General features: G+C 63.1%; 8 protein-coding genes. 5 read left to right on the forward strand and 3 right to left on the reverse strand.

What is annotated here, in order from left to right:
* Nucleotides 1-566 (forward strand): TIGR00730 family Rossman fold protein (locus EPO09_RS02615; RefSeq protein ID WP_367200035.1); only part of this gene is annotated, 566 nt, incomplete at its 5' end.
* Between the two features lie 8 nt (nt 567-574).
* On the opposite strand, the gene EPO09_RS02620 is transcribed toward EPO09_RS02615, so the two are convergent.
* Both EPO09_RS02620 and EPO09_RS02625 read right to left on the reverse strand, forming a co-directional pair.
* A complete protein-coding gene (locus tag EPO09_RS02620; RefSeq protein WP_290639859.1) occupies nt 575-913 on the reverse strand; it encodes a P-II family nitrogen regulator in 339 nt (112 codons plus the stop codon).
* Between the two features lie 124 nt (nt 914-1,037).
* On the reverse strand, nt 1,038-2,747 hold the full coding sequence (locus EPO09_RS02625) for an NAD+ synthase (RefSeq protein WP_290639861.1): 1,710 nt from the start codon (nt 2,745-2,747) through the stop codon (nt 1,038-1,040).
* Between EPO09_RS02625 and EPO09_RS02630 the strand changes: the two genes are divergently transcribed.
* A complete protein-coding gene (locus EPO09_RS02630) occupies nt 2,746-4,005 on the forward strand; it encodes a GNAT family N-acetyltransferase (protein WP_290639862.1) in 1,260 nt (419 codons plus the stop codon). The genes EPO09_RS02625 and EPO09_RS02630 overlap by 2 nt on opposite strands.
* Before the next feature lie 101 nt (nt 4,006-4,106).
* The gene (locus tag EPO09_RS02635) at nt 4,107-4,601 is read left to right on the forward strand and encodes a hypothetical protein (protein WP_290639864.1); all 495 of its coding nucleotides are present in this window, start codon (nt 4,107-4,109) and stop codon (nt 4,599-4,601) included.
* A 44-nt stretch (nt 4,602-4,645) separates the two neighbouring features.
* Here EPO09_RS02635 and EPO09_RS02640 read toward each other — a convergent pair whose 3' ends face one another.
* Nucleotides 4,646-6,334, reverse strand: a complete 1,689-nt coding sequence (locus EPO09_RS02640) for a serine/threonine-protein kinase (protein WP_290639866.1) — start codon at nt 6,332-6,334, stop codon at nt 4,646-4,648.
* Between the two features lie 183 nt (nt 6,335-6,517).
* On the opposite strand from EPO09_RS02640, the gene EPO09_RS02645 reads away from it, so the two are divergent.
* Both EPO09_RS02645 and EPO09_RS02650 read left to right on the forward strand, forming a co-directional pair.
* Nucleotides 6,518-8,437 (forward strand): bifunctional diguanylate cyclase/phosphodiesterase, encoded by a 1,920-nt coding sequence (locus tag EPO09_RS02645; RefSeq protein ID WP_290639868.1) that lies wholly within the window; start codon nt 6,518-6,520, stop codon nt 8,435-8,437.
* 145 nt (nt 8,438-8,582) lie between these two features.
* Nucleotides 8,583-9,083: FAD-dependent oxidoreductase (locus EPO09_RS02650; protein ID WP_290639870.1), on the forward strand; the 501-nt coding region annotated here is incomplete at its 3' end.

Here is a 9,083-nt window from a genome sequence, read left to right on the forward strand (position 1 = left end):
CCGCTCACTTGGCCGCTGCACGAGAAGTCGGTCGGCAGATCGGCCTGCGTGGCTGGCGCCTTGTTTATGGCGGAGGCAGCACCGGCTTGATGGGTGCCGTGGCCGACGCGGCGCTGGCGGCAGGTGCCCAGGTCATTGGCGTGATCCCGCACAGGCTGATCGAGAAGGAGTTGGGCCACGGTGGCGTGACCGAGCTCCAGGTTGTCGACAGCATGCACGAGCGCAAGCACAAGATGGCCATGCAGGCGGATGCCTTCATCGCCTTGCCCGGCGGTATCGGCACCATGGAAGAGATCTTCGAGGTCTGGACCTGGCGCCAGTTGGGCTACCACCGCAAGGCGCTGGGCCTGCTCAACGTGGCAGGCTACTACGATGAGTTGCTGCGTTTCATCGACCGCAGCCGCGATGGCGGTTTCCTGTGGCCCGATGTGCAGGAGCTGCTGCTGGTTGATTCGGACATCAACGGCCTGCTCGATCGCATCGAAGACGAATTCGCCCGCCTGAAAGCACAAACGCCGCCGGACCTGGTTCAACCCGGCCCGGGCGGCGTCGCATCAGAGATCTGATACGTGAATTAAACGGCGGCCTCGTCGGTTTCGCCAGTGCGGATGCGCACCACTTGCTCGACGGGTGTCACGAAGATCTTGCCGTCGCCGATCTTGCCGGTCTTGGCGGCCTTGATGATGGCCTCGATGCAGCGATCGACGTCATCCGTCTTCACGACGACTTCGATCTTCACCTTGGGCAGGAAGTCCACCACGTACTCGGCACCACGGTACAACTCGGTGTGGCCCTTCTGGCGGCCAAAACCCTTGACTTCAGTGACGGTCAGGCCGGTCACACCGACTTCGGCCAGGGCTTCGCGGACTTCTTCCAGCTTGAATGGTTTGATGACGGCGGTGATCTGTTTCATGGCGGGAACTCCGAAATAAAGTCAGCGGAAAATAGGGGCGATGCTGCATCGCATTGCAGCTATTTAAGCACGTCTGAGGGCCGATCGGCGCATGCCGATCGCTGGAAAAGCAATTGCCTTGCCCTCAAGCGCGGAATCGCGAAGTGATCGGGTAACGCCAGTCGCGACCAAAGGCCCGGTGCGTGATGCGGATGCCCACCGGAGCCTGACGGCGCTTGTACTCGTTGATCTTGATCAGGCGGGTGACCTTGTCCACATCGGCACGCGGGAAGCCCGCCGCCACGATCTCGTCAATGGACTGATCCAGCTCCATGTAGCGCTCCAGAATCGCATCCAGCACGTCGTACTCGGGCAGAGAGTCCTGGTCCTTCTGATCAGGACGCAATTCAGCCGACGGTGGCCGCGTGATGATGCGCTCGGGAATGGGCTCGACGTGCCCGGCTTCGACGGCCTGGGCATTGCGCCAGCGCGACAGCCGGTAAACCAGGGTCTTGGCCAGGTCCTTGATCACGGCAAAACCGCCGGCCATGTCACCGTACAAGGTGCAGTAGCCCGTGGCCATCTCGCTCTTGTTGCCGGTGGTCAACACGATCGCACCGGTCTTGTTGGACAAGGCCATCAACAAGGTCCCACGGATGCGCGCCTGGATGTTTTCTTCAGTGGTGTCTTCGGCACGGCCGACGAACAGCGGCGCCAGCGACTTGTTGAAATCCTCGAACATCGGCGCGATCGCGATTTCATCGTGGCGTACACCCAGGCGATCGGCCATGTCTCGGGCGTCGATCCAGGAGATGTCGGCGGTATAGGGCGACGGCATCATCACGGTACGGACCTTGTCAGCGCCCAGCGCATCAACCGCAATGGCCAATACCAAGGCCGAGTCGATCCCGCCGGACAAACCGATGATGGCGCCGGGGAAACCGTTCTTGCCCACGTAATCGCGCACGCCGCAGACCAGTGCGGCCCAGATCTCGGCCTCGTATGACAAGGCCGGCGCCAAAGTGCCGCTGACCTGTCCTTGCGGTTGCAGGCTCACAGCCAAGGTGGCCACTTCGAAACTGGGCGCTCTGGCGGCAACCTGGCCTTGGGCGTCCACGGCGAACGAGGCGCCATCGAAGACCACTTCGTCCTGGCCCCCAACCATGTGGGCGTAGACCAGCGGCACGCCAAGGGCACGGGCACGCTCACCCATGCGGGCCTCGCGCTCGGTGCGTTTGCTGGCGTGGAAAGGCGAGGCATTGAGCACCACCAGCGCGTGCGCGCCCTGCCCGACTGCGGCATGGGCGGGCTCGTCAAACCAGGCGTCTTCGCAGACCAGCAAGCCGACACGCCAACCCAGCACGTCCACCACGACCGGACCCAGGCCGGCTTCGCGCCCGCTGATGAAGTAGCGCCGCTCGTCGAACACTTGATAGTTGGGCAACTCGCGCTTGGCGTAACTGGCCACCAGACGTCCGCCATGGATCAGGCTGGCCGCGTTCAAGCGGCGCGGCACGGACCAGGAACGGGTGCGCACATCATCGCCAGGCCCGGCCTGGGGATGGCCCAGCACCAGATGCAAATCGGGCAGATCTGCCAGGCTTTGGGCGATATGGGCGACCATGTCGTCGCAGGCGTCCATGAAGGCGGGACGCAGCAACAGATCCTCCGGGGGGTAGCCGCACAGGGCCATTTCCGGCGTGACCACCAGGCGCGCGCCATTGGCGTAGGCTTGGCGGCTGGCGTCGATGATGGCCCGGGCGTTGCCCTGGAGGTCACCCACGACGGGATTGAATTGCAGCAAGGCCACTTCCAGTGCGTGGGCAGGGGTGGCAACAGACGACACAGCGTTCATGGACAGATTCGATTCAGTAGGTGCGCACAGTCAGGCTGATGCGCCAGACAGCATGGTACCGGGCCTGAGGGCTCATTGGCATGAGCACCTTGATCAGATCCCTGCTGATCAGTGGGATGAACTGGTGTCAGCGGCCGATGGCGGCACGCCATTTTTGCGCATGGGCCTGCTGCGAGCCATGGTGGGCAGCGGCAGCGCCTGCGCGGAAACGGGCTGGCAGCCACAGTTTCTCACCTTGGAAGACGAGGCTGGACGCATCCAGGCCGCCTGCCCGCTGTTCCTGAAAAGCCACTCTTATGGCGAGTATGTGTTCGACTGGGCCTGGGCCGATGCGCACGACCGCGCACTGGCCAGGCACGGCGAGCGCTACTACCCCAAGTTGCTGGGCGCGGTGCCGTTTTCACCCATCCCCGGCCCCCGCTTGCTGGTTCAACCAGGCTTGCCGGATGAACTGCAAAGTCAGGTTCGCCGGCAGTTGCTGCGGGCCATGGTCGAGCGCTGCCATCGCGAGGGTTGGTCTTCCGCGCACGTGTTGTTTCTGCCTGAAGCGGAAGCCAAACTGGCCAGGCAGTCGGGCTGGTTAGTCCGCCAGGGCGTGCAGTTTCACTGGCAAAACCGGGCACCAGCACCTTTTGTTGATTTTGAAGACTTTCTGGCGAGCCTGCAGAGGGACAAGCGCAAGAAGATCCAGCAAGAGCGCCGCAAAGTTCGGGAGGCCGGCGTGAGTTTCGAGGTGCTCAGTGGCGGGCATATCACCGAGGCCGACTGGGCATTCTTCACCCGCTGCTACGCCCAGACCTACCACGAGCGGGGCCAGCAGCCCTATCTGACGCCCGCTTTCTGGCGCATGGCCTCGCAGGCTTTGCCCGAGAACTGGGTGCTGTTCATCGCCAGTCAGGGCGACGAACGTGTGGCATCGGCCCTGCTGGCCTGTGATCCCGTGCACAAGGTGGCTTATGGCCGCTACTGGGGTGCCCTCAAAGACATCTCCTGCCTGCACTTTGAGGCTTGCTATTACCAACCACTGGCCTGGTGCATCGCACACGGTATCCAGCGGTTCGAAGGCGGCGCGCAAGGCGAACACAAGCTCACGCGAGGACTGCTGCCCGTCAGCACGCGTTCCGTGCACTGGTTGCGACATGAAGGCCTGCGCCATGCCGTCGCCGACTTTCTTGATCGAGAAACGATGGGCGTTGATCAATATGCAACTCAATTAGATGCCCGAAGCCCGTTCAAACCCGGAGATCAGGACACTTGACGAAGTGCGACACTGTCACAGCGCATGCACCATCCTAGAAATCAGGGCAAATGATGTTGGTCTCGACTGCAGTGGCTCCCGCCGTTGTTCCCCCCGCCATATTGGACATAGAAGCGTCTGGCTTTGGCCTGGGCAGCTACCCCATTGAAGTGGGCTTTGTACAGCCGAACGGCCAGACCTGGTGCAGCCTCGTCAAACCGCAGACGGATTGGCAGCACTGGGATCCCAACGCCGCCACTGTTCACAACATCACGCGGGAACAGTTGCAGCAAAACGGCCGCAGCCCGGCCGAGATCGTGGACGTACTCAACGAACGCCTGCGCGGCATGACCGTCTACACGGACGCCTGGGCGCACGATTACACCTGGCTCAACCGCCTCTATGAGGCCGCCGACCGCAGCCCCACCTTCAAGCTGGAAAGCCTGCGCGCCTTGTTGTCGGACAGCGAAGCCGCCGCCTGGCATGAAGTCAAGCGTGGCGTGGCGATCAAGTCGGGGTTGGCACGCCATCGCGCCAGCGCAGACGCGCGCATCCTTCAGCAAACGTGGATGGCCTTGCGTGACACCGGATCTGATCAGGAGCGGGCGGCCGCCTGAGGGGGCCGCTGCATCGCACCCGCTTCAGGACGCCGGTCAGCGCATTAGAAATTGGGCCGTTGGGCCGCTTCTTGCTGACGCATGCGCTCACACTCCGGGTGAGCGGTGTAGTCAGCCCTGGAGCAATGCCGTTTCATGCAAATGGCCAGCATGATGAAGGACTTGCCTGCGCAGGCCTTGCGAGGATTCAAGGGCTCGCTCGCGTCATCAACGGCCAGTCGCTCCTCTTTGCGAGAGAGCGATTCCTTCTCCTTTGCCGGTTTGCGCGGTTTGCTGACACCTGCATCGCTGACAGACGATGCCACCGATGCGCTTGATGTGGTGCGCTTGCGAGATTCCAGCGCATCACTGGCCCGCATCTTTGACGATGATGCGCTGGCAGTGACCGACGGCTCCACGGCCGGGCCATCCTTGTGCTGATTGGACCGGCTGTGCTGCGACCACCACAATGCGACGCCCGTCAGGATCACCAGGACGCCCAGGGCCCATTTCAACCAATTGGCGTGTGTACCCCCACCAGGATCCGAGGGCGCATGGGACGTGACGCTGGCAGCGCGCCCGGGCGACGACAAGGGAATGGTGGGCGCGACGGCCGTGTCACCGGACTCTTGAGACACTGAATCACCAACTGGCACAGGAGGCCAGGCGGGCGGCCCATTGAGCTTGCCCGCAGCGGGGATCGTGGTCATGTAAGCCTGCGCCTCAATGGCCCGATGCCCAGGGGGCGGTTCCTGCGCCGCGTCTCGCACCAGCACGGTTTGCGGCGACCATGCCCCGCCAGCCTGTTCGCCATCCGCCGCTGGCTTGCAGACGATGCCGGAGAGTTCTTCACGCCAGGCCGCCACAGACTCGGGCCGGTCTTGCGGGCGGACCGCCAAGGCATGATCGAGCGCGGCCACGAAAGGCTCGCTGAGATGGCAATCAAAGTCGCTGGCCAGACCTGCGCTCATCTGCTTGAGCGAAGGCAAGCCATCGTGAACCGCTCGCGCCGTGGCCGGCATGGGCGGGCGCCCCGTGATGCAAAAGTGCACCACGGCGGCCAGCGCGTACAAATCCGTCCAGGGGCCCTGGCGAATTTGCACCGTCTCGGCGTACTGCTCAATGGGCGCAAAGCTGGGCTTGACGATGGCCGTCAAGGCCTGGGTGTGGTCGCCAATGACGCGCCGCGCGGCGCCCAGGTCCAGCAAGACAGGCCGCCCTGCCCCCGGCCCGGTCTCATCATCCAGCAAGAGGATGTTGTCAGGGGCGATATCGCGATGGAAAACGTTTTCCCGGTGCAGGCACTCCAGCGCGCCCAGCAAGGGCACCATCAGACGGCGCAACCAGGCCTCGTCCGGCGGACCACTCATGTTGCGGCGCACCTGCTGCAGCGTCAGCCCCTGGTAGTAGGGCATGACCATGTAGGCCGTGCCGTGCTCTTCCCAGAAGCGGTAGACCTTCACCAGGGAGGGATGGTCAAAGCGCGCCAGCAAGCGGGCTTCGTTGATGAAGGAGCGCAGCCCCAAGGCAAAGGTGTCGGCCTGAGACGCCGAACGCACCACAACCTCCAGATCCGGACCTCGGCCGGCCATGGCGTGGGGCATGTACTCCTTGATGGCCACCAGACGCTGCAAGGCGTGGTCCATCGCCAAGTAGACGATGCCAAAGCCCCCGACACCCAGGATCTTCTGGATCTCGAATTCGCCCAATCGGGCGCCTGCGGGCAAGGCTTCGTGCTCGAAAAGGGTCGGCATGGGTTGGCTACTATGGCCACCCGTTGTGCCGGCAGCCCTCTCAACAGCTTGTCGTTGATGCAATCCACCAGCTTAACTCAGGCCACGCCTGGGGAATCAGGAAACATTCAGTTCAAGATGAGCTAAAGGTCCGGCCCGGGTTTCCGAAATCCTGGTTGCTGTTGTTTTGCAGTCGGGGTGTCCATGTCTTCCATCATCCAGTCGATGAGCATGGGGACGCCCACCATTCACCGTCGCCCCTCGGTCACAGCTCAGTTGCTGTCGGCTGCAGGTCTGGTTCTCGGTCTTGCGTTGTCGTCCTCGCCACATTTTTCCTCGCACCTATCGGGTGTGGCCTTGGCGGGTATCGCCGGGTTGAGCATGTGGCAGAGCCACAGGCGCACGCAGCAGACGCTGCAACGTACCTTGCAGACCGAGCGGCTCTGGCAAGCCGTAGCCAATGGCTGTGAAGTGGGCGTCATGACGCTGGCCGCCAGGCGTGATCAGGTCGGGCGATTTGAAGGCTATGAAATCGTGCAAGCCAATGCGCGCAGCCAGGCCTTGTTCAACGCCGAAGCTCCGCTGAAGGGCCAGTTGCTACTCGACGTGTTGCCATCGCATTTGCACGCGACCTTCCTGCATCGGCTGACCTGTGCGATCGAGCTGCATCAAGCCCAGATTGAAGAGCATGCTTTCACCCGACCCGGGGCCCAGTCGCCCAGTCGGTGGCTGCACCATCAGATCGTGCCGCTGGGCGACGGCCTGGCCGTGATCTCCCGCGACACGAGCGAAGCCCACCAGGCCATGAGCGCAGCGCGCGAGCAAACGGCGTTTTACCGCACCTTGGTGGATTGCCTGCCCATGGCGGTCTACGCACGCAGCACCCGTCCCAGCAGCGCTGGCGAGTATGTGGTGTGGAACAAGGCGGCAGCCGAGGTCATGCAGTTGCCCGCGGACAAAGTACTGGGTCGCAAAGCCAGTGACCTGATGTCGCTGGATGTGAGCCGGCGCGGCGACGAGCAGGATCTGGCCGTGTTGCGTGACCCGCGCATCCACCAGTTCCCCAATCTGGTCTACCAGACACCCAAGGGCGAGCGCATCGTTGACCTGATCAAGGCACCTGTCTACGGCGTGGATGGCGAGGTCGACCATATCCTGTCGATTGCCCGGGATGTCACGGACCAACGCCAGGCGGCAGAGCAGCTCAAGCTGGCCTCGCGCGTGATCGACGAAACGGGCGATGCCGTGGTCGTGAGTGATGCCGTTGACCGCGTGGTGATGGTCAACCCGGCCTTCCTCAACCTGACCGGCATGACGCCCGCCGAGGTGATCGGGCGTAGCGCGGAGTTGCTGGGCATGCCCCCGCTGCGCGAGTCGCACCTGCCCGGGGTGACCCAGGCGCTGCGCGGTAGCCAGCGCTGGTCAGGCGAAAGTCGGCAGGTTTGCCAGGACGGACAGACGCTGGACACCTGGCTGAGCGTGAGCACCCTGCGCAACGATCTGCAGAAAGTCACCCAGCACATCCGCGTGTTCAGCGACATCTCGGTGCTCAAGGCCCATCAGCGCGAACTGGCCGAACAGGCCCGCCACGACAGCCTCACCGGCCTGCCCAACCGTCGCGCGTTTGGTGAGCGGCTCAATCAAGCCATGGCCCGCGCCCGTCGCAACCCACAGGCATTGGGTGTCCTCTATATAGATCTGGACGGATTCAAAGGCGTGAACGACCGCTACGGCCACGCCGCTGGCGACCGACTGCTCGCCGAAGTCGCCAAACGCCTGCTGACCTGCGTGCGCCTGACCGACTGCGTCTGCCGCCTGGCGGGCGATGAATTCACCGTGATTCTGGAAGGCGCCGGCAACCCGGGCGAAGTGGTCCGCATCTGCCAGCGCATCGTGGAACGCGTGTCCGTGCCTCACGATATGGCCGGAGATTCGGTGATCGTCAGCCCCAGCATCGGAGCGGCCATCCTGCAAGCCGGGGAGTCTGCCGAGGCGTTCTGCCAGCGTGCCGACGCAGCCATGTACGCCGCCAAACATGCAGGCAAGGCCGGTTTCATCATGTCGAAAGACCCCGTTGCATCAGACGGAGAAACCATGCCTTTGTTGCGACAAGCGACGATTTGATGCAATTTACCCGCAATCAAGGGGCGCACCAGGGAGGTGCAAGGCCACATGGAACGATGGGTTACTGGTATAAATACTTAGTTCTTTAGGACGCTGGAGCGGAAGTTGCTGGCGTCTGTTCGTCCCACCTTCCCTCTTGTCGCGCATGACCCTATCTACCTCGTCTTTTTCTGGTACCGGATCAACTCAAGCGCAACAAAAACCTCGCGTCGTGATCATTGGCTGCGGTTTTGGCGGCCTCGAAGCGGCCAAGGCCCTGTCTGACGCCGATGTCGAAATCGTCGTCATCGACCGCACGAACCATCACCTGTTCCAGCCGCTGCTTTATCAAGTGGCCACGGCCGGCTTGCCCGCGCCCGCGATTGCCGGCCCGATCCGCCACATCCTGCGTGACCAGATCGCCGGCGGCAAGCTGACCGTGCTGATGGGCGAAGTGACGTCTATCGATACGGCCTCGAACTGCGTGGTACTGGATGGTGGCGAACACATCCACTACGACAACCTGATTCTGGCGGCTGGCGCCACGCACAGCTATTTTGGCAGAGATGACTGGGCCAAGTACGCGCCTGGCCTCAAGACGCTGGGGGATGCCTTCACCATCCGTCGTCGCGTGCTGACCGCCTTCGAGCAAGCCGAGCGCGAAACC

Origin of the sequence: Aquabacterium sp. (assembly GCF_004297345.1) — a bacterium.
GTDB lineage: Bacteria > Pseudomonadota > Gammaproteobacteria > Burkholderiales > Burkholderiaceae_C > Aquabacterium.

Excerpts from the sequence above, each read along its gene's own strand:
- EPO09_RS02640 (WP_290639866.1), bottom strand. The coding sequence starts at position 6,334 with ATGCCGACCCTTTTCGAGCACGAAGCCTTGCCCGCAGGCGCCCGATTG.
- EPO09_RS02620 (WP_290639859.1), bottom strand. The coding sequence starts at position 913 with ATGAAACAGATCACCGCCGTCATCAAACCATTCAAGCTGGAAGAAGTC.
- EPO09_RS02625 (WP_290639861.1), bottom strand. The coding sequence starts at position 2,747 with ATGAACGCTGTGTCGTCTGTTGCCACCCCTGCCCACGCACTGGAAGTG.
- EPO09_RS02645 (WP_290639868.1), top strand. The coding sequence starts at position 6,518 with ATGTCTTCCATCATCCAGTCGATGAGCATGGGGACGCCCACCATTCAC.
- EPO09_RS02630 (WP_290639862.1), top strand. The coding sequence starts at position 2,746 with ATGGACAGATTCGATTCAGTAGGTGCGCACAGTCAGGCTGATGCGCCA.